The sequence below is a fragment of the Pseudomonas atacamensis genome, assembly GCF_017167965.1.
GTDB lineage: Bacteria > Pseudomonadota > Gammaproteobacteria > Pseudomonadales > Pseudomonadaceae > Aquipseudomonas > Aquipseudomonas atacamensis.
In genome coordinates this window covers 4,558,922-4,584,157 of the sequence record NZ_CP070503.1, presented here as the reverse complement: position 1 = coordinate 4,584,157, position 25,236 = coordinate 4,558,922, and the positions used below count along the sequence as shown (strand labels likewise).

Annotated in this window: 20 protein-coding genes; 12 read left to right on the top strand and 8 right to left on the bottom strand. The window is 59.5% G+C overall.

Features of this window, described 5'->3' with window-relative positions; all coding sequences use genetic code 11:
- Positions 1-87: 87 nt before the first annotated feature.
- From JWU58_RS20900 to JWU58_RS20890, 3 genes are read left to right on the top strand one after another with little or no spacing between them, the layout of a single operon-like run.
- Positions 88-1,392, top strand: a complete 1,305-nt coding sequence (locus JWU58_RS20900; RefSeq protein ID WP_241196137.1) for a glycosyltransferase family 4 protein — start codon at positions 88-90, stop codon at positions 1,390-1,392.
- 1 nt (position 1,393) lies between these two features.
- Positions 1,394-2,248 (top strand): hypothetical protein, encoded by an 855-nt coding sequence (locus JWU58_RS20895; RefSeq protein WP_206420907.1) that lies wholly within the window; start codon positions 1,394-1,396, stop codon positions 2,246-2,248.
- Between the two features lie 2 nt (positions 2,249-2,250).
- Positions 2,251-7,782, top strand: coding sequence for a calcium-binding protein (locus tag JWU58_RS20890; protein ID WP_206420906.1), 5,532 nt, complete (start codon positions 2,251-2,253; stop codon positions 7,780-7,782).
- Positions 7,783-7,846: 64 nt separating this feature from the next.
- On the opposite strand, the gene JWU58_RS20885 is transcribed toward JWU58_RS20890, so the two are convergent.
- A complete protein-coding gene (locus JWU58_RS20885; RefSeq protein ID WP_206420905.1) occupies positions 7,847-8,959 on the bottom strand; it encodes an enoyl-CoA hydratase/isomerase family protein in 1,113 nt (370 codons plus the stop codon).
- 132 nt (positions 8,960-9,091) lie between these two features.
- Here JWU58_RS20885 and ung point away from each other — a divergent pair, with 132 nt between their 5' ends.
- A complete protein-coding gene (gene ung / locus JWU58_RS20880) occupies positions 9,092-9,787 on the top strand; it encodes a uracil-DNA glycosylase (protein WP_016771280.1) in 696 nt (231 codons plus the stop codon).
- A gap of 112 nt (positions 9,788-9,899) precedes the next feature.
- Here ung and JWU58_RS20875 read toward each other — a convergent pair whose 3' ends face one another.
- From JWU58_RS20875 to JWU58_RS20860, 4 genes are read right to left on the bottom strand one after another with little or no spacing between them, the layout of a single operon-like run.
- Entirely contained in the window at positions 9,900-10,937 is a 1,038-nt protein-coding gene (locus JWU58_RS20875) for an AbrB family transcriptional regulator (protein ID WP_123442926.1), read from the bottom strand.
- Positions 10,930-12,444, bottom strand: coding sequence for a tripartite tricarboxylate transporter permease (locus tag JWU58_RS20870; RefSeq protein WP_123442925.1), 1,515 nt, complete (start codon positions 12,442-12,444; stop codon positions 10,930-10,932). Before JWU58_RS20870 ends, JWU58_RS20875 begins: the two co-directional genes overlap by 8 nt.
- 1 nt (position 12,445) lies before the next feature.
- Complete coding sequence (locus JWU58_RS20865) at positions 12,446-12,904, bottom strand: tripartite tricarboxylate transporter TctB family protein (RefSeq protein WP_016771276.1); 459 nt, start codon at positions 12,902-12,904, stop codon at positions 12,446-12,448.
- 55 nt (positions 12,905-12,959) lie between these two features.
- On the bottom strand, positions 12,960-13,937 hold the full coding sequence (locus tag JWU58_RS20860) for a Bug family tripartite tricarboxylate transporter substrate binding protein (RefSeq protein WP_016771275.1): 978 nt from the start codon (positions 13,935-13,937) through the stop codon (positions 12,960-12,962).
- 444 nt (positions 13,938-14,381) lie between these two features.
- Between JWU58_RS20860 and JWU58_RS20855 the strand changes: the two genes are divergently transcribed.
- Complete coding sequence (locus JWU58_RS20855) at positions 14,382-15,053, top strand: response regulator (protein WP_024011992.1); 672 nt, start codon at positions 14,382-14,384, stop codon at positions 15,051-15,053.
- Positions 15,046-16,431, top strand: a complete 1,386-nt coding sequence (locus JWU58_RS20850; protein WP_024011993.1) for a sensor histidine kinase — start codon at positions 15,046-15,048, stop codon at positions 16,429-16,431. Before JWU58_RS20855 ends, JWU58_RS20850 begins: the two co-directional genes overlap by 8 nt.
- 129 nt (positions 16,432-16,560) lie before the next feature.
- Here JWU58_RS20850 and JWU58_RS20845 read toward each other — a convergent pair whose 3' ends face one another.
- A complete protein-coding gene (locus tag JWU58_RS20845) occupies positions 16,561-17,382 on the bottom strand; it encodes an HDOD domain-containing protein (protein ID WP_123442923.1) in 822 nt (273 codons plus the stop codon).
- A 34-nt stretch (positions 17,383-17,416) separates the two neighbouring features.
- Positions 17,417-18,358: a CAF17-like 4Fe-4S cluster assembly/insertion protein YgfZ gene (gene ygfZ, locus JWU58_RS20840; RefSeq protein WP_206420904.1), complete on the bottom strand. Its 942-nt coding sequence runs from the start codon at positions 18,356-18,358 to the stop codon at positions 17,417-17,419.
- A 150-nt stretch (positions 18,359-18,508) separates the two neighbouring features.
- Here ygfZ and JWU58_RS20835 point away from each other — a divergent pair, with 150 nt between their 5' ends.
- Positions 18,509-18,763 (top strand): FAD assembly factor SdhE, encoded by a 255-nt coding sequence (locus JWU58_RS20835; RefSeq protein WP_007911418.1) that lies wholly within the window; start codon positions 18,509-18,511, stop codon positions 18,761-18,763.
- A complete protein-coding gene (locus tag JWU58_RS20830; RefSeq protein WP_123442921.1) occupies positions 18,747-19,199 on the top strand; it encodes a protein YgfX in 453 nt (150 codons plus the stop codon). The genes JWU58_RS20835 and JWU58_RS20830 overlap by 17 nt, the downstream gene beginning before the upstream one ends.
- On the opposite strand, the gene nadB is transcribed toward JWU58_RS20830, so the two are convergent.
- Positions 19,168-20,784 carry an L-aspartate oxidase gene (gene nadB, locus JWU58_RS20825; protein WP_206420903.1) on the bottom strand — a complete coding sequence of 539 codons (1,617 nt, stop codon included), beginning with the start codon at positions 20,782-20,784 and terminating at the stop codon, positions 19,168-19,170. The genes JWU58_RS20830 and nadB overlap by 32 nt on opposite strands.
- Before the next feature lie 557 nt (positions 20,785-21,341).
- Between nadB and rpoE the strand changes: the two genes are divergently transcribed.
- The 4 genes from rpoE (at position 21,342) to JWU58_RS20805 (ending at position 25,157) form a co-directional block, all read left to right on the top strand.
- Positions 21,342-21,923 (top strand): RNA polymerase sigma factor RpoE/AlgU, encoded by a 582-nt coding sequence (gene rpoE / locus JWU58_RS20820; RefSeq protein WP_003172477.1) that lies wholly within the window; start codon positions 21,342-21,344, stop codon positions 21,921-21,923.
- A 30-nt stretch (positions 21,924-21,953) separates the two neighbouring features.
- Positions 21,954-22,541: a sigma-E factor negative regulatory protein gene (locus tag JWU58_RS20815; protein WP_008077804.1), complete on the top strand. Its 588-nt coding sequence runs from the start codon at positions 21,954-21,956 to the stop codon at positions 22,539-22,541.
- 8 nt (positions 22,542-22,549) lie between these two features.
- A complete protein-coding gene (locus JWU58_RS20810; RefSeq protein WP_016771272.1) occupies positions 22,550-23,515 on the top strand; it encodes a MucB/RseB C-terminal domain-containing protein in 966 nt (321 codons plus the stop codon).
- 208 nt (positions 23,516-23,723) lie between these two features.
- Positions 23,724-25,157: a DegQ family serine endoprotease gene (locus tag JWU58_RS20805; RefSeq protein WP_016771271.1), complete on the top strand. Its 1,434-nt coding sequence runs from the start codon at positions 23,724-23,726 to the stop codon at positions 25,155-25,157.
- Positions 25,158-25,236 lie beyond the last annotated feature (79 nt).

Below are 25,236 nucleotides of genomic sequence, written 5' to 3'. Positions count from 1 at the left end.
GCGAAAAGTTGTTCCGTTGGCCATCTCCTAGGAGATTCCCGGAAGCGTCCTACAGTTTCATTTCGTGGCGTTTGTTAGCGTTCGTGGATGCCGAACGAGGCGAGCAATCCTCAGCTCGATAGCGGCGAAAAATGGACGTTCAGCGCTATGAAGCTACTGGTTATTCATCAAAATTTTCCCGGTCAGTTCCGTCATGTGGTGCTGGCAGCGCTGGAGCGCGGAGATGAGGTTGTGGCGATCGGCCGGGACACGGCACCGGGCGTCGCCGGTGTGCAAATCCATCGATATCGAGCGACCAGCCGAGCGCCCGGCAATATTCACCCCTATCTGATCCGCTATGAACAAGCGGTGATCGACGGTCAGAAGGTTTTTGAAATCCTGGGCAGGCTGAAGCGTTCGGGTTATCAGCCAGATGTCATTCTTGCTCATCCCGGATGGGGGGAGACGCTGTTTGCCAAGGATGTCTATGCCGATACGCCGCTGATTCACTATTGCGAGTATTACTATCGAGCGCAGGGCGCCGATTGCGGGTTCGACCCTGAATTCCGGCGAGCCGCGAGGGAGTCGTCACGGCTGCGCGTGCTCAACTCGCTGCATCTGTTGAATCTTCAACAATGTGATATCGCAATCGCGCCTACGCAGTGGCAGCGCAGCCTGTTTCCGGCCGCTTACCGGTCGGCGATTCGGGTCATTCACGAAGGTGTGATTCAAAGTACTGACGTGGCGAAAGTCGGGGCAGTCAGATTGTCCAATGGAATCGAGCTCAAAGCCGGACAGCCGATCGTTACCTATGTCGCCAGAAACCTTGAGCCTTATCGCGGCTTTCACAGTTTCATGCGAGCGATCCCGCTTATTCAGGCCGAGTGCCCAGATGCGCAGATCATCGTGGTTGGCGGTGACGGTGTCAGTTATGGGAGTAAGCCGGTCGGGTACCCGGATTGGCGCAGCAGGATGGAGGCAGAAGTCAGTTTCGATCACTCCAGAGTGCATTTCACAGGGAAACTTCCTTACCAGACTTTCCGCGCGGTTCTGACATGTTCCAAAGTCCATGTTTATTTGACGTATCCGTTTGTCTTGTCGTGGTCGTTACTGGAGGCGATGGCGTCTGGTTGTGTGGTTGTTGCGTCGGATACGGCTCCGGTAAGGGAAGTCATTGTCGATGGGGCTAATGGCGTGTTGGTGGATTTCTTCGACCATCAAGGAATTGCCAGCAGTGTAAGCAAGATTTTGAAGTCGGCAGGTGAGTACGATGGACTTGCCAGCGCCGCGAAGTTGACGGCAGGTCGGTTCAGTGTGGAATCGGGCGTGAACCAATATTTTGAGGTTTTTGCAAGCGCGATATCCGGGCATAACGATATACCAACCGTTCCGCAGTATGAGCGGGAGGTTTGAAATGTCCAGGAAGTCGCGTAAGCAGGCGATCAAGTGGTTTAAAAGGTTATCGAAGTATGGATTGTTCTTTTATGTCTGTTATTGCGTAGCGGAATTTTATATTCGCAAAGAACAATCTGCCGAGTCGGCGGCTATTCACCAGGCAAACGAGAAAGCTTGCCAGAGCAAGCTGGCGAGCATGAAGCAAGTGCCGATATTAGGCGGCGCCTATATAGATAAGACGCTAGTCCCGGAGTTTTACGTTGGCATGCCTGAGATGGTGAACAAGAAAGCGTGTCTGGCGATTGCTCTGAAGGGCCTTTTCTGGTGGACCGGGACGGGGCTGCATCGGCACCAGAATCAGCGCGTGGAACCGATCCCCGAAAGCTGGCGGCTCTATAAATTGAATGCCGGGCTTTTTACCAGAAAGGAAACTACCGAGCCCCATGAGCGGGGTTATCGACACGTCAACTGGCCGGATGAGTTGATTGTGAAACTAAAGAATTATCCGGGGCTGGAGATTTGGCTCGATGCACCTCCGCCGCATTTCAAGAATGAAGATTCGGTTAGAACGTTTGTCATTACTGGCTGGCCGCGGCGAGATGGAACCCCTCGGTTGATCAACTGTGACGGCTTGATTCGCCCGGCTTCGGAGGAAAGGCTGACTGACGAGAAACTGGCAAGGTTCAGCAGAACTGAATTGGAAAATCTTGATTTCGGCAAACTGAATTTCTTCTGCAATATCAATCTGGATAACTTCGACTTTGCCGGGGGGCACGGTAGCGTAGGTCTCGGATTAGCGTCATTACGCGAAGCACCTGAGATGCTCAGATATCTCAGTGACTATCTTTCACGCTCTGTTATTACAAGGAAGTAACAATGAGTTATGTATTCAGCGATATGGAAAAATCAGAGATTTTCAACGCAGCAAATATTTGCAAAGGAATGAGGCTGCGCTCAAAACAACTTCAGTACGATGCACTGAAATTAGCAGGGGCAAGCTGCGCACCCCTGTACCAGAAGCTATTCGACATTATTGGTGAAAAAGTTTCTGACGTTGCAGCTGCCGATAAAGAGGCTGGAGAGGTGCTGAAAAGCGCCAGACTCTGGCTTGCCGTGGCCATTGATGCCAACGGTGGAAACGGTGCCTACTCTGCCCTGATTCGTGGTTACACCTCACGCCAGGGTGAACTCAGACTGAATACAATTTTCAGTGAAGACCTGATGCAGCTTTCATCCAACCAGGTTGCCGTCAACTTCATCAATACCCTGATCAACGGATCCCTTGCCGGTCAACTGGCACCCTGGACCGTGCCGTCAATCAGCCAGATCGCAGAAATCGACGCCAGCGCGATTGGCGAGGCGCTGTTCAAGGAGGTTTGCGGGGAGGACGATACCGCCGTGAAACGCAATGCCGGCTGGTCTGGAACAGTCGGATTCAGCCTGCTGGGCGGTAAACCTCCCTATGAAACCTGGAGACTGATTTCTGCTGGCGACCCGAATACGGAAGATGACGGCCCACCCACTCAGGCAAAACCCAACCGGCTCGACGACTATAAAAACATTCTCTTCGCCATCGACGCCTACAGCGTCGGCCTGCGAGCGGCGATCAGCAATTTCGGCATCAATCCACTGCAAAGTCTGCTCTCGGTCGTACCCGAGCAAATCAACATCGCGCTGGCCAGTGGCAGTGTGAATCCGCTGATTCGGCATGTAGTCAAAGGCACGCCTGTTGCCGCCGTGGTCGAGCTGATGTTGCGCTACGGCCAGAACGAATTTCTCGACATGTGCAAGCGCACTTACGACGGCGATTCTGCTGCCATACCCACCACCAACGACACCTTCGCCAGCAACGCTTACGCCTTCTTCTCGGCATTCTCCCCAGAGCAGTCGCAAAGCATCGTCACCCGGACAATAAGCGAGTTCGGCAATGCCGATGCATGGGCAAAACTGGCAGGCGAGGCGACGCCGCTCGGTGTGGCGTTGCGCAACTCTTTGCAGCAACTCAGTGAAGTCGTCATAGAACGAGCCGACGGTTATCCCGATCGCAACCTCGAGCTTTACGATCCGCACACTGGCGAAGGTTTTATCACCGCGCAGTGGCTGGCGGATCGAGCGCAAATGCTGGCGCGGTTGATTGCCCGAACCCAGGGCTCGTTTGGCGAACACTCGCTGCAGAAGTTTTCCTACTCCGATCTCGCCTCAGGCAAACAGGCGCCGATGACCACCGGAGTGCTGAACCCGCTGGCCATGTTCGGTGATGACGGTGGACGATCTTTCGCCGGCGGCGCAAATGCCGATCATCTGTATGGCGGCGTGGGCAATGACTCGATCCATGGGATGGCCGGTCACGATGTCATTGAAGGTGGTCGCGGTAACGACTCGCTAACCGGAGGTGACGGCAATGATGAGTTGTACGGAATGGCCGGTGACGATGTTCTGATCGGAGAAAAGGGTAACGACTCCTTGATCGGGGGCGAAGGCAACGACCGTTATGAATTCGCTAGCGGCGATGGCATCGACGAGATTCTTGATGCCAACGCCGATGGGCAACTGTGGATCAACGGCGCGCCGATTCCCCAACTCAAACGCCGCGCGCCTCTGAGCAATATCTGGTCTACCGAGGATCGGTCCATCACCCTGACGCTTGTTGAACACACCCTCAACATCAAATATGGCCAGAGCGATCTGGTGGTCATCAAGAACTTTCAGCCCGGGATGCTTGGCATCCGCCTCCCTGAATACGAGGGGCAGCCGCTCACTGCTGCGGATTTGACGCTTCAGGGCGACTGGAAAGCCAAAGACACAGATCCGAGTGTCCCCGGCGATCAGCCATCCTTTGATGAACTGGGCAACGTGGTGCTGCTGCCCCAGGTAAAACAGCGCAACAAGGCCGACGTACTTTACGGTTCCGCCGCAGACGACGTCATTCTCGGCTTGGGTGGTTCTGATCGATTGTTCGGCAAGGCTGGAGACGATCGGTTATTCGGCGACAAGCAGACGACGCTCGAAAAAGCTATGGCCGACGGTGACGCCAAGGGCAAGGCAAGTCGCGGAGACTGGCTCGACGGCGGGCAAGGTGACGATTTGCTTATCGGTACGGCATCCCGAGATGTTCTGCTCGGTGGTAATGACCGGGATACCTTGATCGGCGGTGCTGGCGACGATGTGTTATCCGGAGACGAAACCACCGGTGCACTGGAACAAGGTTGGGCGGTCAAACGCGCTGACGTCCCCATAGCTCGCGGTGTAACCAGTCACCGAGCGGTCTATTCAAAGGCCTCGATAAACAGTGCGCCCGAGGGCGGTGACGACGTGCTGTACGGGCAGGGCGGCAAGGACATTATCAACGGCGGCTGGGGTGAGGACCTGCTTGACGGCGGAGCTGACGACGATTTTCTCAAAGGCGATCAAGGTGACGACACCCTGACCGGTGGCAGCGGCAACGACGTAATGCTCGGCGACAACCTCGATTGGGGCGGTGGGCTACCCAGCAGACACCATGGCAACGATGTGCTGGACGGCGGCAGTGGTGATGATTCACTCGGCGGTAACGGTGGCAGCGACGCTTTGTATGGCGGCCCTGGCAACGACATTTTGCAGGGTGATGACGGCGTACTGGACGGCGTCGAAGGCGATGCCGCGCATTTTTTTGGCGATGATCTGCTGGACGGTGGCTCCGGCGATGACACGCTCTGGGGCGGCGCTGGCGATGATCTGCTCTTCGGCGGCGAAGGTAATGACGATCTGATCGGCGATAGCCCTGAGCATCCGGTTCGCTATCACGGCAACGACTTTCTCGATGGCGGCGCGGGGGATGACACCCTGCGCGGCATGGGCGGCGCGGATACGCTGGCGGGTGGCGCAGGGGCGGATTTTCTCGATGGCGATGTGTCTGACCTGCAGCCGGGCGGAAGCAACAATGACGTGCTTCAGGGCGGCGAAGGAAACGATACGTTACAGGGTGGTTTCGGTGCCGACACGCTGGACGGCGGTGCGGGTGACGACATTCTTGCCGGCGATTACGAAAACAGCGCTGAGGCCGAGCACAATGCCGATTATCTGCTCGGTGGCTCAGGTAACGACACGCTGCTCGGAGGTGGTGGCAACGACACCCTGCTGGGCGGGGAAGGCACGGACTACCTTCGCGGCGATTCTGGCGACAACGTGTTTGATGGCGGTCCCGGTGCTGACGTGCTGGATGGCATGGATGGCGCTGACATCTACTATTTCGGCGCTGGCGACGGCCTGGATATCGTCACCGATGCCGGCGGCCGCAACATCATCAGGTTCGGTTCAGGGTTTTGCGCGCAAAGCCTGAAGGCCGACGTTATTGACGCTACCGTCGGCACGGTGTTGCGACTGGCCAATGGCACGGGCGACGCGATACTCATCAAGAATCACGAGAAGTGGAAGGATTCCACATTCAGTTTCAGCGACGGCGGGGTACTGGATTACGCAGATATCCTGCGCAAAACATTGCCACCGATAGAGATGTCCGAGCCACCCGTACCGGAACCTGTCACCGCCTCGGCAGCCCCTGAAAGCAAAGTTGAGGATCCGGTTCAGCCAGACGATGTCACCGCTGCGGCGCAAGGCCCGGTGGCGTCTGTTCAAACGCTCAACTGGACCGATGAGTTCCTCGCGCAAACCAAGTCAAAACGCTCCGCCCGCAAACACGCCACAGGTTTTACCTTGAATGAGCAAGGCGTTTGGGTGCGCAGTCATGTCACCACCAGCGACACCGGTTACACCACTCACACCGAGCTGAGCGAGGACAGCGTCGAAGCGGGGACACTGTCTGAAACGCCGCCATGGATGAAGGCGGATGCAGGGCAAGCCGTAGTCAGTGAAAGGCAGTCGACAACCACAACCCGTGTCGAACATAAACCGGTGAAAGCCGAGGGAGCAGTCGCCTCCTCAAGTCAGGCGCCTCGCTATTATCGATCCGGCTCGGCCAACGGGTTTTCCTTCAATACGGGCGACGTATTGGTTGAGGACCGAAAGCAATCCGGCGCGCTTGAAGGCTGGTACGTCTATCCGGCGGCGAGCTTCAGTTCGGGCGCTACAGTGCCCAAGGCGTTTCGCTGGGATGTCACAACTGAAACGATCAAACGCAAAATCGTCCATGGCGACGATGCCGGCGGGCGAGTCAACGTTGAAGTGGAAAACGTTTTCCACGGCGGCGCGGGAGACGATCTGATCGTCGCTTATGCAGGCTCCCCACTTGACTACGGCACTGTCGGCGACAGAACACCGGGCGCGTTTTTATCCGCAGGTGCAGGTGACGATACCTTGCTCGGCTCCGAGGGCGCCGACTATCTGCTCAGCGGATCGGGTGATGACTGGCTCTACGGCGAAGACGGCGCCGACACCTACGTCGTGCAAGCGCATGCCGGGGCGACAACCACGATTGCGGACGTGCTCAACCCTGTTTTCCACCGAGCAGAAGTTGGCGTAGCGGGGTGGAAAGACGAGTACGGATTGATCGATCAGGACACGGTCGTTCTTCCAGCAGGTGCGCAGCGCGATGCACTGCAATTGAGCTGGGGTGCTGCGCTGATAGAGACCACCCATGTCGAGCTCGAGCCCAACCCGGCTCGCGCGGCTTACCGCAACCCGCCGCGAGCAAAAATGCTCCATCCGACGCTCGATATCCAATGGGGCGGGACGCAAAAAGTCCGCATCGTCTTGCCCCACAACGGTGAACTTGAGGGGGCCGGTATTGAGCTCGTCAAGTTCGCCGATGGGTCGGTCGCAAGTTTGAAGCAGCTCCTGGAATCAAGTCAGCTCGGCCCTGCGCCCGAGACTTTTCGTACGGGTGTCATCGTCAACCATCCCACCCGTTCAACTTCCTTGCGAGACGGACGAGCGCTGCCACTCGTGGGCGGTCGCGGCAACGACACGATAAGCGGCGCGGGGGAGATCCGAGGCATGCACGGGGATGACGTGCTCACGGGCAGCCTCGGTGAGGATCTGCTGCTGGGTGGGCCGGGCAATGACACGCTAACCGGCGGCGCGGGAAATGATCTCTACCGATACGATGGCCTCGGCAGAGACGTGATCATCAACAACGGAGGCGGCCGGGACGGGATCGATTTTTCCGAACGCAGGCTGACGATCGACAACCTGAAATTTCACCGTGAGCGCGATGATCTGGTGATCGTGGTCGATTACGGCATGGCGCCGAAAATCCGGGTTTCCAGTCATTTTGCCGCTGGTGAAAGCGCTATTGGCTTCATAAGAGTCAGCGAAGGAACAGCGATTCAAGACTACAGCGCGACGCAGATTGCCGAGCGTCTGCACCCGCTTCCGCCACTGAGGGATGTCGAGGATATTTTGATAAAGGGCGACGATGCAGCGCAGCGGGCAATCAAGGAAATCATTGAGTTCTACGAACTGAATGTCTGACAAGATGACCGATTGAGCCGGCCCGCGATGGCAATCCAGTCGCCAGCGCGGGCCTCGCGTCACCTCAATACTGGGTCAGATCCGCCAACGGATGCCGCCCCTCCCAGACTTTATGAAAGTGCGCCTCGACCACTGCATCCGGCACGTTATTGATATCCGGCCAGTGCCAGTGCGGCTTCTGATCCTTGTCGATCAAACGCGCGCGCACGCCTTCGCTGAATTCCGGATGACGGCAGCAATTGAGGCTCAGGGTGTATTCCATCTGGAATACTTCGGCCAGCGACATGTGCCGCGCGCGGCTGATCTGTTCCCAGACCAGATGCGCGGTCAGCGGCGAGCCCTCGGCCATGGTTTTCGCCGCGCGGGCAATCAACGGATCGCTGCTGTCGCGGTGCAGGCTGATGGCTTTCCACGCACAGGCAACGTCGCTGACATCAAGCAGTTCGTCGATCTGCTGACGACGCGGCAGCCACTGCGCTTCGGGCATTTGTTCGAGTGCTTCCTGCTGCAAAGCCTTGAGCAGGCTGTTGAGCTGCATGGCGGTCTGTTCCTGCCAGTTCAATTGCAGCAAGCCTTCGATCAATTGCGGTTGCTGTTCGTCGAGCAGGAAGCGGTCGGCCAGATCCAGATCCAGCGCATCACGGCCGTTGATGTGCGCGCCGGTCAGACCGAGAAACAAGCCGAGCTTGCCCGGTAACCGCGCAAGAAACCAGCTGGCGCCAACGTCCGGATACAGTCCAATGGTGATTTCCGGCATCGCCAGACGGCTGCTCGGCGTGACGATCCGCGTGCTCGCGCCCTGCAACAGGCCCATGCCGCCACCGAGCACATAACCGTGACCCCAGCAGATCAGCGGCTTCGGATAGGTATGCAGGCTGTAATCAAGGCGATATTCCGCGCTGAAAAATTGCGCGGCCAGCGGCGGCACTTCGCCGGGGTGAGCGCGGCAGGCTTCGACCAGGCTGCGCACTTCGCCACCGGCGCAGAAGGCTTTGCTGCCGTTGCCGCGCAGCAGCACGCAGACGATTTGCGGGTCAGTGGCCCAGGCGTTCAATTTGTCGCTGAGCGCATTGATCATCGGCAGGGACAGTGCGTTCAGCGATTTTTCGGCATCCAGGCTGGCGATGCCGATGCGGGCGCCGTCGGTACCGGTTAGTTCTTCGAAGTGCAGATTCATCGTGACCTCGATCGGGAATTTGAGCGAACAGTATGATCGCTATGGGGGAAAGTGCCGGATCTGCGTCAGATCAATTGACAAGCGTGGTCGGCTTTCCTAGGGTTCGCCCCATTGTTTTTGCCGGAAATGACCATGACTGCTGACGACCGTATCAAACTCGAACCGAGCTGGAAGGAGGCACTGCGTGCTGAGTTCGACCAGCCTTACATGGCAGAGTTGCGCAGCTTTCTGCAGCAGGAGCGGGCATCCGGCAAGGAGATCTATCCGCCGGGACCGATGATTTTCAATGCCCTGAACTCAACGCCGCTGGACAAGGTGAAAGTGGTGATTCTCGGCCAGGACCCTTACCACGGCCCGGGCCAGGCCCACGGTCTGTGCTTCTCGGTGCAACCGGGCGTGCCGGCACCGCCGTCGCTGGTCAACATCTATAAAGAGTTGAAACGCGACCTCAATATCGACATTCCCAACCACGGCTACCTGCAGAGCTGGGCCGAACAGGGCGTGCTGCTGCTCAACACCACCATGACGGTTGAGCGCGCCAACGCCAACGCGCACAAGGACAAGGGCTGGCAACACTTCACCGACCGCATCATTGAGGTGGTCAGCGAGCGGCAGCCGCATCTGGTGTTCATGCTCTGGGGCGCCCATGCGCAGAGCAAGCAGAAGCTGATCGACGCGACCAAACACCTGGTGCTGACCTCGGTGCATCCGTCGCCGTTGTCGGCCTATCGGGGTTTTTTGGGCTGTGGGCATTTCAGCCGGACCAACAAGTTTCTCGAACAGAATGGCGAAACGCCGATCGACTGGCGCTTGCCACCTCTCGCCTGAGATCGTTCCCACGCTCCTCGTGGGAATGCAGCCCGGGACGCTCTGCGTCCCAAAGCGGACGCGGAGCGTCCATTGAGGCATTCCCACGCAGAGCGTGGGAACGATCAGTCAGTCAGGACTCTGGAATACGATTCCAATACCTGAACAACGGCTCCGCCAGAAACAGCACAAACAACAGCCGCATCACCTGCATCGCCGTCACCAGCGGCACCGACAGTTGCAGGGTCTCCGCAGTCAGGCTCATCTCGGCGATCCCCCCAGGCATCATGCCCAGGGTCAGTGAACGCAGATCCAGATGGGTCAACGCACTCAAGCCCAGCGCCGCCAGCGACGCGATCAACATGGTCAGCGCTGTGCCGATCAACGTCCGGCCCATGAACGACGGCGCGCGGCGGAAGAACTGCCGATTGAAGTGACAGCCCAGACCGCTGCCGATCAGCCATTGACCGATCTGACTGCCGCCATTGGGCAAACCGATGTGCAGATCCCACGTAATGCTCACCGCCGCACTGACCAGCAACGGCCCGAACAGCCATGGATTGGGTTGGCGCAGACGCTGCCAGAGCCAGGCGAGCAGGGCGCCCGCCGGAAACAGAATCGCCAGCCAGCGCCAATCGACACTGCCGGCGTGAGAAATCGGCGTGCCGTCACCGAGCAGATACTTGAACGCCGCCGGCACGCACAACACCACCACCAATACCCGCAGACTCTGCCCGGCCGCCACATGGCTGAGCAGAGCACCGTTGCGCGCGCCGAGGTTGACCATCTCCCCGGAACCACCTGGCATGCTTGAGAAAAAAGCCGTGGCGCGGTCCTCGCCGGTGCGGCGCATCAGCCACACGCCGACCACCGCCGAAAGGCTGGTGACCAATGCACCGAAGAAGATCAAACCGAAATGACTGAGCACCTGTTCCATCACCAGCGGGGTGAAGTGCAGGCCGATACCGATGCCGACGATCCACTGGCCGCACTTGCGCCCGCCGGGGATTTCCGCCAGTTGCCACGGCGTCAGGCAGCGCACCAGGATGATCGCCAGCAACGAGCCGACCATCCACGGTAGCGGCCAGCCGATCTGGCTGGCGATGAAACCGCCAAGCAGACCGACCAGCGGGGTGCCCCACCAGGCTTTCAGGGACAAGCGATCAAACATCGGCAATGACGCGCCGTGCCGCCGAACGCTTGCGCCAGATGCGGATCAGCGGCATCAGCAGCATGATCGCGGTGAGGACCCAGCAACCGAAGGTGATCGGACTCGACCAGAGAATCTCCAGCGCGCCATTGGAGATCGACAGGGCGCGACGCAGGTTCTGCTCCATCAGGCCACCGAGGATGAAGCCCAGCAGCAGCGGCGACAGCGGGAAATCCAGCTTGCGCAGGATGTAACCGAAGATGCCGATACCGATCATCAGGAACAGATCGAAGGTGGTCGCGTGCACAGCGTAAACGCCGATCCCGGTGATGATCGCGATGATCGGCACCAGCGCCCAGTTCGGCACGGCGAGGATGCGGGTGAATACGCGGATCATCGGGATGTTGAGGATCACCAGCATCACGTTGGCGATGAACAACGACGCGATCAGGCCCCAGACGATGTCCGGTTGCTGTTGAAACAGCAGTGGACCCGGGGTGATGTTGTACAGCGACAGCGCGCCGATCATCACCGCCGTGGTGCCCGAACCCGGAACGCCGAGGGTCAGCATCGGAACGAGAGCGCCGCACGCCGCGCCGCCGATCGCGGTTTCCGGCGCGGCCAGACCACGGGGATCGCCTTCACCGAATTTGCCGCTAGTGCCGGCGATGCGCTTCTCGGTCATGTAGGCCACGGCACTGGCGAGCGTTGCGCCGGCACCGGGCAGCACGCCCATGATGAAACCGAGCACGCCGCAGCGCACGTTGACGACGAAAACCGACGCCGCTTCCTTGAAGTTGAACATCATCCGGCCGGTGGCTTTCACCGCTTCCTGGCCGTGGTGGGTTTTTTCCAGCAGCAGAAGGATTTCGCTGATCGAGAACAGACCCAGCACCAACACCACGAACTGGATGCCGTCGGTCAGGTGAATGTTGTCGCCGGTGAAACGGTACACACCACTGTTGGCGTCGATGCCGACGGTGGAAAGGAACAGACCGATCAGCGCCGCAATAAATGTCTTCAGCGGTCGATCACCGGCCATGCCGCCGAGACAGACAATCGCGAACACCATCAGCACGAAGTATTCCGCCGGTCCGAAGGCAATCGCCCATTTCGCCAGCAGCGGCGCAAACAGGACCATGCCGCAGGTGGCGATGAACGCGCCGATGAACGAACTCCACGCCGACAGTGACAGCGCGACACCGGCCATACCTTTGCGCGCCATCGGGTAGCCGTCGAGAGTGGTCATGACGGTCGAAGCTTCACCCGGAATGTTCAGCAGGATCGAGCTGATCCGGCCGCCGTATTCGCAGCCCAGATAAACCGCCGCGAGCAGGATCAGCGCCGACTCCGGCGGCAGGCCGAGTGCGAACGCGATCGGGATCAGCAACGCCACGCCGTTGATCGGACCAAGGCCCGGCAGCAGACCGACGACGGTGCCGATCAGGGTGCCGCACAGTGCGGTCACCAGGTTGTACGGGCTCAGCGCGACGCCGAAGCCCTGACCCAAATAGCCAAGGGTATCCATATCAGTTCTCCAGGACGCTGAGCAGGCCGAGTGGCAGCGGAACATCCATCAAGCGATCGAACAGCAGATAGAGACCAACCGCCATCAGGCTGATGATCACCACGCTCGGCAGCCAGCGGCCGCCATAGAGACGAGCCATCGGTACGCCGGTAATGATGCTGGCCACGATGAAGCCAAGGGGTTCGAAGGTGCCGGCGAACACCAGCAACAACACCACGCACAGACCGATCTTGGTCAGGGTTTCGCGATCCAGCGGCGGCTCATCCGGGTTGTGTTTGATCGGCGCCGGGCGAAACACCATGTACAGCAGCGCCAGGCCCATCAGGCCGAGCATCAGCAGCGGAAAGGCGCGCGGGCCGACCGGTTCATAGGAAAAAGCCGCTTGGTACGGCCACGCCATCAGTGCCAGGCCGGCACACACCAGCAGCAACACCGAGGCGAAAATGCGTTGAATAAGCATGGGAGCTCCTGTGCTGCGTCCCCGCGTAGGAGACGCAGCCACTAGACAGAGACGATCACTGGATCAGGCCGAACTCTTTGGCCAGCACTTTGTAGTCGGCGACCTGCTTCTTCACGTAGGTGTCCAGTTCCGGGCCGGTCATGGCGAACGGGAACAGCTCACGCTGATCGCGCAGCTTGGCGAACTCGTCGGAAGCCAGCAGTTTGTCGAACGCGTCTTTCCACCAGGCGTAGTCTTCATCGCTGACTTTTGGCCCGAGGTAGAAGCCACGCACGACCGGCCAGACGATGTCATAGCCTTGCTCGCGAGCGGTCGGGATGTCTTTCATTTCCGGTTCGTCGAGCCGCTTGTCCGAGAACACCGCAAGCAGGCGCATGTCGCCGCTCTGGATGTGCGGCATGGAGTCGGAGATGTCGGTACTGCCGACCTGGATGTGGCCGCCGAGCAGGGCCGTGGCGATCTCACCACCGCCTTCGAGTGCCACGTAACGCAGTTCGCGCGGGTTGATCCCGGCAGCCTTGGCGATCAGTGCGGTCTGCATCCAGTCCTGGCTGCCGACGGTGCCGCCGGAGCCGATAACCACCGAGCCTGGATCTTTCTTCAACGCCTGAACGAGATCGTCGAGGGTCTTGTAGGGCGAATCGCTTTTCACTGCGATGGCGCCGTAGCTGGTGCCGACGGCCGCGAGCCAGCGCACGTTGGTTTCATCGAAGCGGCCGAACTTGCCCTGGGCCAGGTTCAACAGCGAACCGCTCGACCACGCCACCAGCGTGCCGGCATCCGCCGGACGTTGCGCCACTACTGCGTTGTATGCCACCGCGCCGACACCGCCGGGCATGTAGGTCACGCGCATCGGTTTGCTCAACAGCTTCTGGTTGACCAGTGCGCTCTGCACCAGTTTGCAGGTCAGGTCGAAACCACCGCCGGGGGAGGCGGGGGCGATGCATTCCGGACGTTTCGGCTCGGCCATGAGTTGGCCGGCAAACAGCATCGCGCCAGCGGCGAGAGCAACTTTACGCAGTGATACGTTCATTTGAGTCTCCAGAGGAGTTGTTGTTATGGATGGACCGAATGACCAAAGGGCAACGCGAAAACCTAGCGGCAGGCGCAGTTCTCTCGCGGCGCGAGCGCAACGACTGAAACAACGGAGGGGAAACAGGACTGCGGCGAAAAACCGACAGTGCAACGGTGGAATCGAGCAAGGCGAGCAGGCATTACAGCCTTGGTGCGCATGGAGGGCATGCTGGGGTACTCCGTTATTGTTCTTATGAGTCGAAAACGCTTCATGGCGTTTTTCGTTGCGCTGTGTGGCGGCAGCGGCGACAGTCGAAACTGTCCGTGGGCCGACTCTAACCGGCTAACCTTTCAACAACCTTTCAGTTGTCTTTCACGGTTTTCGGGCTTCACAGCGGCGGTTGCGGCTGTAAACTCCGCGGCAAAGCGTGGCGTCGGCCAACCCTGAACGAGGTAAAAATCCATGCGTGTCCTGCTCGTCGAAGACCATCTGCAACTGGCCGAAAGCGTGGCTCAGGCGCTCAAGAGCACCGGTCTGACGGTGGATGTGTTGCACGATGGCGTAGCTGCCGACCTGGCGCTGGGCAGTGAGGAATATGCCGTGGCGATCCTCGATGTCGGCCTGCCGCGCATGGACGGTTTCGAGGTGCTGGCGCGGCTGCGTGCGCGGGGCAAGAACCTGCCGGTGTTGATGTTGACTGCGCGCAGTGACGTCAAGGATCGCGTGCATGGCCTCAATCTCGGTGCTGACGACTACCTGGCCAAGCCGTTCGAACTGACGGAACTGGAAGCGCGGGTCAAAGCCTTGCTGCGCCGCAGTGTCCTGGGCGGCGAGCGTCAGCAGCGCTGTGGCGTGCTGGCTTACGACCTCGATACGCGGCGCTTCACCCTCGGCGACGAACTGCTGACCCTCACCTCCCGCGAGCAGGCCGTCCTCGAAGCGTTGATCGCGCGGCCGGGGCGAGTGATGAGCAAGGAACAACTGGCCGCGCAGGTGTTCGGCCTCGACGAAGAAGCCAGCCCCGACGCCATCGAAATCTACGTGCACCGCTTGCGCAAGAAGCTCGATGGCCAGCCCGTGGCCATTGTCACCTTCCGTGGCCTCGGCTATCTGCTGGAAAGCCGCGATGCATAAGCCCAGCAGCCTGCGCTGGCGGTTGCTGTGGAACCTTGGATGGTTGCTGGTGGTGCTGATGCTCGCCAGCGGCTTGAGCGCTTACTGGAACGGTCGCGAGGCCGCCGACACCGCGTATGACCGCACGCTGCTGGCCTCGGCACGCACCATCGCTGCCGGGTTGTCGCAGCGCGATGGCAGCCTCAGCGCCGACGTGCCTTACGTGGCGCTGGATACCTTCGCCTACGACAGCGCCGGGCGCATTTACTACCAGGTCAACGACATTCACCAGAAGCTGATTTCCGGCTACGAAAATCTTCCCGGGCCACCGCCCGGCACGCCGCGTACCGACAGCTATCCGGCGCTCGCGCGCTTTTACAACGCGAAGTACAACGGCCAGAACGTGCGTGTAGTCAGCCTGCTCAAAGCGGTAAGCGAGCCGAACATGAACGGCATGGCGGAAATCCGCGTGGCTGAAACCGACGAAGCGCGGGTCAGCATGGCGCGCAGTCTGGCGGCTGACACCTTGTTGCGCTTGGGCATGCTGGCCGTCGGTGCATTGCTGCTGGTGTGGTTCGCGGTGAGTGCGGCGCTGCGCCCGCTGGAGCGGTTAAGAACCGCTGTTGAGGAACGCCAGCCCGACGATTTGCGGCCGCTGCCGCTGGTGGAAGTGCAGCATGAATTGGGACCCTTGGTCCGCGCGCTCAATCATTTCACCGAGCGTCTGCGCGGCCAGTTCGAGCGGCAGGCGCAGTTCATCGCCGATGCCGCTCACGAGTTGCGTACGCCGCTGGCCGCACTCAAGGCACGCCTGGAACTGGGCCTGCGCTCGAACGAGCCGGAGACCTGGCGCACCACCCTTGAATCGTCCGCGCAAAGCACCGATCGCCTGACCCATCTGGCCAATCAGCTGCTATCGCTGGCCCGGGTCGAAAACGGCGCGCGGGCGATTGCCGAGGGCGGCGCGCAGTTGCTCGATCTGAGTCAATTGGCCCGAGAGCTGGGCATGGCCATGGCGCCTTTGGCGCACAAGCGCGGCGTGGCGCTGGCGCTTGAAGCGGATGAACCGGTGTGGCTGCGCGGTGAGCCGACGCTGCTCAATGAGCTGCTGAGCAATCTCGTCGACAACGCGCTGGCGCATACGCCATCGGGCGGCAATGTGATTCTGCGGGTCACGGCCCCGGCGGTGCTTGAGGTCGAGGACGACGGGCCGGGCATCCCGCTGCACGAGCGTGATCGAGTGTTCGAACGGTTTTATCGGCGCAATCAGCAGGTTGCCGGTTCAGGTCTGGGCTTGGCGATTGTCGGCGAGATCTGTCGCGCGCATCTGGCGCAGATCACCTTGCATGATGGCGAGCAGGCAGGGTTGAAGGTGCGGGTCAGTTTTATTGCCGGGTAATACTTTTGTGGCAAGGGTTTTTTGTGGCGAGGGGATTTATCCCCGCTCGGCTGCGCAGCAGTCGCGGTTCGGATCGCAGAGTCTAGGGTCGCTTCGCAACCCAACGGGGATAAATCCCCTCACCACAGGTCAGTAGAACATCGACCGCGATTCTTCCAGATCCGCGCAGAACTGCTTGTTCTCCGGGTCAATCCCGAGCTTTCTGAACGCCGGCACGCTAAACGGGTCAATCCGCGCAAACGGATGATCGGTGTCCTTGCGGCAATACAGATTGGCTACCTGCACGACATCGACGTAATCGATGCGCGTCGAGTCGCGGCTGAAGTCTTGATACAGCAACGGCAAATGCACCAGGCGCTCGGGAAACTCCCACACCCGCAGCAATTTCTCGCCGAGCAATGGGTGAATCTGCTCGATCACATGGGTCAGGCTGACCGCATCTGAGAGCAGTTCATTGTGGTCTTCGGCGTAAGTCAGGATCGGCAACACACCAATCTGATGCACCAGCCCGCCGAGTGCCGCCTGATCGGGTTTGAGCTGAGTGTGACGACGACACAGCGCATAGCTGACGCCAGCGATTTCCAGACTGCTGCGCCAGACTTCGCGCATTTTCTGTTCGACCACTTCGGAGCGGGCGTTGAAGATCTGCTCCATCACCAGACCGATCGCCAGGTTGCTGCTGTAGTTGATGCCCAAACGGGTGATGGCGGTGTGCAGGTCGGTGACTTCCTGCGCGGCGCGCAGCAGCGGACTGTTGACCACTTTGATCAGGCGCGCCGACAGCGCGGTGTCGCGGCCGATGACTTTGCTCAGGTCGCCGACGCTGATTTCCGGATCCTCGGCGGCCTTGCGAATCTGCAGGGCCACTTCCGGCAACGTTGGCAGAACCAGGTCATCGTTATCGATGGCCGCAACCAAATCCTGTTGGACCTTTTCCGCCAGTTCGCTCATTTGGACTCTCTAGGGTGTTGCAACAATGCTGCGATCAACGCTGGATTTCGCGGTCGCGATCCAGTTCGTAAGGCAGGTCGAGCACGTGCAACGCGGGGCCTTCGAGGGCGCCCAGACGCAAATCACCGGCTTCGGCAGCTTCGGCCTGCAACACGGCCAGGAGTTCAATGTTTCCCTCGGCATTGGCCGCCAGCACCACTTCGCCGATCGAGCTGTTGTGGCTGGGGGCGAACAGTTGAGTGCCGGGCTCCGGCAACTCGGCTGCGTCGAGGCGCAGGCGGTACAGGCGCCGCTTGAGCTTGCCCAGGTACTGCATGCGCGCAACGATTTCCTGGCCGGTGTAGCAACCTTTCTTGAAGCTCACCCCGCCGACCGCCTGCAGATTGAGCATCTGCGGGATGAACAGTTCGCGAGTGGAAGGCATGACCTGGCCGATACCGGCGCGGATCTGGCCCAGCAGCCATTGATTCAGTTCGCCCTCAGCCAGCGTGGCGGACAGTTGGCTTTGAATGTCTGGCGCCTGAGCGGCAGGCACCCAGAGTTCGGCGCGCTCGGGCGAGACGCGAATTGCGATCAGGCCTTCATGGCGCACAACGCTGTCGGTTTCGGCGGGCAGTGCCAGACCGAGGCTGGTCAGGGCTGCATCGCCATGTGCCAGACCGAAGCGCACCCAGGCGGCGCTTTCATCGGTCAGTTTCGATTTGGAGAACACTGCGTACTTTTTCAGGTCGGCCAGTTGCGGCTCGAGCAGCTCGCTGGCCATCGCCATCACCACGCCGTCGCCCTCAAGCAGGATGCGGAAGCTCGACTGCATCCGGCCTTTCTGCGTGCAGCGGGCGCCGAGGCTGGCGCGGGTGTCGCTCAGGTAATTGATATTGCAGGTCAACTGGCCTTGCAGGAATTTTCCGGCGTCCGCACCGCGAACCGCGAGTACGCCTTCATGAGACAGGGTGCAGAAAAAAGCAGAATCGGCCATGGGTCATCGCAGGGTAAATAGACTGGGGCACATCATAAGGGGGCAGGGTTGAAATGGGTAGTTGATAAAGGATCAAGGGTCCCCGACCAAAGCCGACTGTGCGGCCCGCGCCGGGGCTGTATACTGCCCGGCAAATTCGAGGAGGGCTCCATGGTCGAACAAGTTGAACTGAATCGCCTCTTTTGGCACAGCCGTCGCGGCATGCTTGAGCTTGACGTGCTGCTGGTGCCGTTCGTGCAGGAGGTTTACGCGACGTTGAATCAAGTGGATCGCGATCTGTACGTGCGTTTGCTGACCTGTGAGGATCAGGACATGTTCGGCTGGTTCATGGAGCGCAGCGAGTCGGAAGATCCCGAGCTGCAACGCATGGTCCGGATGATTCTGGATCGTGTCCAGCCCAAGTAATACGTTCGAATGCCGCTGGCATGCCTCACGGCAGTTGCTGGCGGCGTATCTGTTGGCCCAGGCGTTCGCCATGGGTTCGCTGTGTCTGCTGTCGATTCCGCTCTGGGCCAGTCTGCTCGGCGCTTGCGCCTGTGCGCTGCACGGTTTTTGGATGCTGCCACGGCAGATTCTGCTGAGTCATCCGAAAGCATTTTGCGGGTTGCGGCGCGACGGCGATGGCTGGCAGGTGTGGAATCAGGCTGATGGCTGGCAAGCAGTGCAATTGCGCCCGGACAGTCTGGCGCTGCCATTGATCGTGGTGCTGCGCTTTCGTTTGCGCGGAGAGTGGCGGGTCAGGTCGATCTGCGTGCCACGTGACTCGCAAGCGGCAGATCTGCACCGACGCCTGCGAGTGCGGCTCAAGTTCAGCCGGCGTAGGTGGGTGGCACCAGAATAGTGTCGAGCGCTTCGGGCAGCATATCCGGATAGTCGAGGGTGTAATGCAGGCCGCGACTTTCCTTGCGTTCCATGGCTGAGCTGATCATCAATTCGGCAACCTGTGCCAGGTTGCGCAACTCGATCAGGTCACGGCTGACTTTATAGTTGCTGTAAAACTCATCGATCTCATCCAGCAGCAGACGCACCCGGTGCTGCGCCCGTTGCAGACGCTTGTTGGTGCGCACGATGCCGACGTAGTCCCACATGAATCGGCGCAATTCGTCCCAGTTGTGCGCGATGATCACGTCTTCATCCGAGTCGGTCACCTGACTGGCATCCCAGACGGGCAGGGCACTTGGTGCCGCGACGTCATCGAGTTGCGCGAGCATGTCCGCTGCTGCCGAACGGGCATAAACGAAGCATTCCAGAAGCGAGTTGCTGGCCATGCGGTTGGCACCGTGCAAGCCGGTGAAGCTGGTTTCGCCGATCGCATAGAGGCCGGGCACGTCGGTGCGACCGTGCTGATCGACCATCACCCCGCCACAGGTGTAGTGCGCGGCGGGAACCACGGGGATCGGTTGTTTGGTGATGTCGATGCCGAAGCCCAGGCAGCGCTCATAAACAGTCGGGAAGTGGCTTTTGACGAACGATTCAGGCTTGTGGCTGATGTCGAGATAAACGCAGTCGACACCCAGGCGCTTCATTTCATGGTCGATGGCCCGCGCGACAATGTCACGAGGCGCCAGCTCGGCGCGTTTGTCGAAGCGATACATGAAGCGCTCGCCGTTGGGCAGCTTCAAATGCGCGCCTTCGCCACGCAACGCTTCAGTGATCAGGAAACTCTTGGCTTGCGGGTGATACAGACAGGTCGGATGGAACTGGTTGAATTCCAGGTTCGCCACCCGGCAACCGGAACGCCAGGCCATGGCGATGCCGTCACCGCAGGCGCCGTCGGGGTTGCTGGTATAAAGGTAGACCTTGGCCGCGCCGCCCGAGGCCAGAATCACGAAACGTGCGCCGTAGGTGTCGACTTCGCCGGTGGCGCGGTTCAGTACGTAGGAGCCGAGGCAGCGATCGCCTTCCATGCCCAAGCGGCGCTCGGTGATCAGATCAACGGCCACCCGCTGTTCCAGCAGTTCGATGTTCTCGCGCTCTTTGGCCTGGGCCAGCAAGGTCTTGAAGATCGCAGCGCCGGTGGCGTCGGCAGCATGGATGATCCGTCGATGGCTGTGGCCACCTTCGCGGGTCAGGTGAAATTCGAAACCACCGTCTTCAGTGCCGGACTGTTCGTCGCGGGTGAAGGGCACGCCCTGGTCAATCAGCCATTGGATGGCTTCGCGGCTGTGCTCGACGGTGAAGCGTACGGCGTCTTCATGGCACAAGCCGCCGCCCGCATTGAGGGTGTCGTCGACATGGGATTCGACAGTGTCGGTATCGTCGAGCACGGCGGCAACGCCGCCCTGGGCCCAGAATGTCGAACCGTTGGCGAGATCGCCTTTGCTCAATACGGCAATGCGCAGATGACCGGGCAAGGTCAAAGCGAGAGTCAAACCGGCAGCACCGCTGCCAATCACCAGAACATCGTGTTGGAACTGTTGGCTCATTTCAGGATTCCGCTCAAAGCGACCCGGGTCGGGGTTGGCGCAAGACAGCTGGATCGGCGAGTCAAGACAGCCACACAGCCCACTAGTATATAGAGGGGTTGGGCGGCACAATAGCCGGGCCCAGATGGCATTGTGAGACTACTGCGCAGTAAAAAGCGCTGTGCTTCGTCGGAAGTTTTTTTCATCGGTTTTGAAAAATGACACCTGTATCGGCGCTGAAACAGTCTTTTCCGAGCAGGGTTGCGCAATGTCAGGTGGGTACGGCTATAAATAATTGGAACTTTTGCCAAAGGCCCAAGATCAATAGACGGTGCCAGAAACCAGGGACAGTGTCGGCTTCAGTGCGGAATCTGCGTTTGGATTCCTGCCGGCGAAACCGATAACAAGATTATTCGCGCAGCCGGTTTATCCCGCGCTGCGTTTTTCGTGCGTGCCAAATCAGAGCTCGCAGGAAACTTGCTTGGAGGGGGAGAACTTTTGCGAAAAGCCCGAGTCTATGTTTGCAAGTCTGGTCGTTTAGTAATGCAAGTCTCCTCCGGGCTTATCGAGGAGTGTTCATGCTAACCCAGGAAGAGGATCAGCAGCTGGTCGAACGCGTTCAGCGTGGCGACAAGCGAGCTTTCGATCTGCTGGTGCTGAAATATCAGCACAAAATTCTCGGGTTGATCGTGCGTTTTGTGCACGACACCCATGAAGCCCAGGACGTTGCTCAGGAAGCCTTTATCAAGGCGTATCGGGCACTTGGAAATTTCCGCGGTGACAGTGCGTTTTATACGTGGCTGTACCGTATTGCCATTAACACGGCAAAGAACTACCTGGTTTCCCGCGGCCGTCGGCCGCCGGATAGCGATGTAAGTTCGGAGGATGCAGAGTTCTACGATGGCGATCACGGCCTCAAGGATCTGGAATCACCAGAACGTGCATTGCTGCGGGATGAGATCGAAGGCACTGTCCATCGGACCATCCAGCAACTGCCAGAGGATTTGCGTACGGCTTTAACTTTACGTGAATTCGATGGTCTGAGTTACGAGGACATTGCGAGCGTCATGCAGTGTCCGGTGGGTACCGTGCGCTCCCGGATTTTCCGCGCTCGGGAGGCCATCGACAAAGCCCTGCAACCGTTGTTGCAGGAAAACTGAGACAGCGGCGACAGCCAAGAGAGGAACGCCATGAGTCGTGAAGCCCTGCAGGAATCGCTGTCCGCAGTGATGGATAACGAAGCGGACGAACTGGAATTGCGTCGAGTGCTCAGCGCACTGGATGATGTTGATACCCGTGAGACCTGGGCTCGTTACCAGATCGCTCGGGCAGCCATGCACAAGGATCTGCTGCTTCCGCGTCTGGATATCGCTGCGGCAGTGTCCGCTGCGCTGGAAGACGAAACGGCTCCGGCCAAAGTATCCCGCAGCCCATGGCGTAACCTGGGTCGCCTCGCTGTTGCCGCTTCGGTAACCGTGGCCGTTCTGGCCGGTGTTCGCCTGTACAACCAGGACGAAATCGCCGGTGTTGAACTGGCCCAGCAGTCGAACCAGCCTACTCTGGCCACTCCACAGGTCAAAGGTCCGGCAGTTCTGGCTGGTTACAGCGAAAGCTCGGAAGCGACTGGTCCGATGGCCAACGGCGTTCTGCAAGGTCAGCCAGGCTGGCATGATCAGCGTCTGCCAGGCTATCTGCGTCAGCACGCTCAGCAGGCTGCACTCAAAGGAACTGAAAGCGCGCTGCCATACGCACGTGCCGCAAGCCTGGAAAACCGTTAAGGAGGATCATGCGCGCCATCCCCCTACTTTCGCTTCTGCTCAGTGGCTGGTTCATCGTTCCAGCCCACGCTGACGAGGCCCAGGACTGGTTGACCCGTCTGGGCCAGGCCGAGCAGCAGCAGAGCTTCCACGGTACTTTCGTTTACGAGCGCAACGGCAGTTTTTCCACGCACAACATCTGGCATCGCGTCCAGAATGGCCAGGTCCGCGAGCGGTTATTGCAGCTCGACGGTTCGGCTCAGGAAGTCGTGCGCATTGATGGACGTACTCAATGCGTCAGCGGCACCCTGATTGCGGGATTGGGTGATTCACCCAATGCTGCCGCCCGTGCGCTGGATCCCAAAAAACTGAAGAATTGGTATGACCTTGCCGTCATTGGCAAGTCGCGCGTGGCCGGTCGTGATGCAGTGATCGTGTCGCTGACCCCTCGTGATCAGCACCGTTACGGTTTCGAGCTGCATCTGGACAAGAAAACCGGGCTGCCGCTCAAGTCGTTACTGTTGAACGACAAAGGGCAGTTGCTCGAGCGTTTCCAGTTCACCAGCCTCGACACGGATGAAATCCCGTCGGACAAGGACTTGTTGGCGGACCCGGATTGCAAGCCGATCAATATCGCAAGCGACAAGGCTTCTGCAGCTAAAACCGTGCAAAACTGGCGTTCGGACTGGCTCCCGCCAGGCTTTGAGCTGACCAGCAGCAGTTCGCACAAGGATGCGCAGACCAAGACCCAGGTCAGCAGCTTGATGTATGACGATGGTCTGGCGCGTTTCTCGGTGTTCCTTGAGCCATTGAACGGTGCAACCGTCACCGATACCCGTACCCAGTTGGGCCCTACCGTCGCGGTATCCCGTCGTTTGACTACACCGCAAGGTGAAATGATGGTCACGGTGGTTGGCGAAATCCCGATTGGCACCGCCGAACGAATTGCTCTATCGATGCGCAACAACGATGGCGCTGCGACCAGCAAGCAGTGAGCTGATTTCAGTCATTTCCACTTCGTCGTCGAGACGTCGAAATGTTTGCTGAGCATTTTCATTTGCAAAACCCCTGAAAATTTTTTATAGGTCAGAGCCTCACGGCTCTGGCCTTGTTTGTTGTTCCCGGAACAAAAATGCCGGTCTGTGGTTTCCGGTGTTCCTTTGCTCCATATCGCTTAACCCTGCTCGTCGTAACGGGAGCTGTATGTCGATACCAAGTTTGAAGTCTTACCTTTCCATCTTCGCCACCGTGCTGTTGCTCGGTCAGGCGGTCCCTGCTGCGCAAGCGGCCGATCTGCCTGATTTCACCCAATTGGTCGAACAAGCGTCGCCAGCGGTGGTGAACATCAGTACCACGCAGAAACTGCCGGACCGTCGGGTCAACCAGCAGATGCCGGATCTGGAAGGCCTGCCACCGATGCTGCGCGAATTCTTCGAGCGCGGCATGCCGCCCCAGCAGCGCTCGCCACGTGGCGATGGACGCCAGCGTGAAGCGCAATCGCTGGGTTCGGGGTTCATCATTTCGCCGGATGGCTACATCCTCACCAACAACCACGTTATCGCCGATGCTGACGAAATCCTCGTCCGTCTGGCTGACCGCAGTGAGATGAAAGCCAAGCTGGTCGGCACCGACCCCCGCTCTGACGTGGCGTTGCTGAAAATCGAAGGCAAGGATCTGCCGGTGCTCAAGCTCGGCAAGTCCCAGGACCTGAAGGCCGGCCAGTGGGTCGTCGCGATCGGTTCGCCATTTGGCTTTGACCACACCGTGACCCAAGGCATCGTCAGCGCCGTCGGTCGTAGCCTGCCAAACGAAAACTATGTGCCGTTCATTCAGACCGACGTGCCGATCAACCCGGGCAACTCCGGTGGCCCGCTGTTCAACCTGAACGGTGAAGTGGTCGGCATCAACTCGCAGATCTACACCCGCTCCGGTGGCTTCATGGGCGTGTCTTTCGCCATTCCGATCGACGTGGCGATGGATGTTTCCAATCAGCTCAAAAGCGGTGGCAAAGTCAGCCGCGGCTGGCTGGGCGTGGTCATTCAGGAAGTGAACAAGGATCTGGCCGAGTCGTTCGGTCTGGACAAGCCAGCTGGCGCGCTGGTAGCGCAGATCCAGGATGACGGCCCTGCGGCCAAGGGCGGCCTGCAGGTTGGCGACGTGATCCTGAGCATGAACGGTCAGCCGATCGTCATGTCCGCCGATCTGCCGCATCTGGTCGGCGCGCTGAAGGCTGGCGCCAAAGCCAATCTGGAAGTGATTCGTGAAGGCAAGCGCAAGAACGTCGAGCTGACCGTCGGCGCAATCCCGGACGAGGACAAAGAGCTGGCAGGTCTGCCGAAATCCGGCGCTGAAAGCAGCAGCAACCGCCTCGGTGTTGCGGTCGGTGAATTGACCGCCGAGCAGAAGAAAACCTACGACCTCAAAGGTGGTGTGGTGATCAAGGAAGTGCAGGACGGTCCTGCGGCCCTGATCGGTCTGCAACCGGGTGACGTGATCACCCACCTGAACAATCAAGCCATCGGCTCGGCCAAGGAGTTCACCGACATCGCCAAGGCGTTGCCGAAGAACCGTTCGGTGTCGATGCGCGTGCTGCGTCAGGGCCGTGCCAGCTTCATCACCTTCAAACTGGCTGAATAAGCCAGCAGGCAGGTAAAAAGAAACCGCCTCGAAAGAGGCGGTTTTTTTGTGTCAGCAGCTTTTGTCTTTGTCGGGAAAG

Coding starts and splice junctions, on each gene's coding strand:
- JWU58_RS20835 (WP_007911418.1), top strand. CDS start 18,509: ATGGTCGAACAAGTTGAACTGAATCGCCTCTTTTGGCACAGCCGTCGC.
- JWU58_RS20810 (WP_016771272.1), top strand. CDS start 22,550: ATGCGCGCCATCCCCCTACTTTCGCTTCTGCTCAGTGGCTGGTTCATC.
- JWU58_RS20865 (WP_016771276.1), bottom strand. CDS start 12,904: ATGCTTATTCAACGCATTTTCGCCTCGGTGTTGCTGCTGGTGTGTGCC.
- JWU58_RS20875 (WP_123442926.1), bottom strand. CDS start 10,937: ATGTTTGATCGCTTGTCCCTGAAAGCCTGGTGGGGCACCCCGCTGGTC.
- JWU58_RS20870 (WP_123442925.1), bottom strand. CDS start 12,444: ATGGATACCCTTGGCTATTTGGGTCAGGGCTTCGGCGTCGCGCTGAGC.
- JWU58_RS20850 (WP_024011993.1), top strand. CDS start 15,046: ATGCATAAGCCCAGCAGCCTGCGCTGGCGGTTGCTGTGGAACCTTGGA.
- ygfZ (WP_206420904.1), bottom strand. CDS start 18,358: ATGGCCGATTCTGCTTTTTTCTGCACCCTGTCTCATGAAGGCGTACTC.
- JWU58_RS20895 (WP_206420907.1), top strand. CDS start 1,394: ATGTCCAGGAAGTCGCGTAAGCAGGCGATCAAGTGGTTTAAAAGGTTA.
- rpoE (WP_003172477.1), top strand. CDS start 21,342: ATGCTAACCCAGGAAGAGGATCAGCAGCTGGTCGAACGCGTTCAGCGT.
- JWU58_RS20855 (WP_024011992.1), top strand. CDS start 14,382: ATGCGTGTCCTGCTCGTCGAAGACCATCTGCAACTGGCCGAAAGCGTG.
- ung (WP_016771280.1), top strand. CDS start 9,092: ATGACTGCTGACGACCGTATCAAACTCGAACCGAGCTGGAAGGAGGCA.
- JWU58_RS20860 (WP_016771275.1), bottom strand. CDS start 13,937: ATGAACGTATCACTGCGTAAAGTTGCTCTCGCCGCTGGCGCGATGCTG.
- JWU58_RS20900 (WP_241196137.1), top strand. CDS start 88: ATGCCGAACGAGGCGAGCAATCCTCAGCTCGATAGCGGCGAAAAATGG.
- JWU58_RS20885 (WP_206420905.1), bottom strand. CDS start 8,959: ATGAATCTGCACTTCGAAGAACTAACCGGTACCGACGGCGCCCGCATC.
- nadB (WP_206420903.1), bottom strand. CDS start 20,784: ATGAGCCAACAGTTCCAACACGATGTTCTGGTGATTGGCAGCGGTGCT.
- JWU58_RS20815 (WP_008077804.1), top strand. CDS start 21,954: ATGAGTCGTGAAGCCCTGCAGGAATCGCTGTCCGCAGTGATGGATAAC.
- JWU58_RS20805 (WP_016771271.1), top strand. CDS start 23,724: ATGTCGATACCAAGTTTGAAGTCTTACCTTTCCATCTTCGCCACCGTG.
- JWU58_RS20845 (WP_123442923.1), bottom strand. CDS start 17,382: ATGAGCGAACTGGCGGAAAAGGTCCAACAGGATTTGGTTGCGGCCATC.
- JWU58_RS20890 (WP_206420906.1), top strand. CDS start 2,251: ATGAGTTATGTATTCAGCGATATGGAAAAATCAGAGATTTTCAACGCA.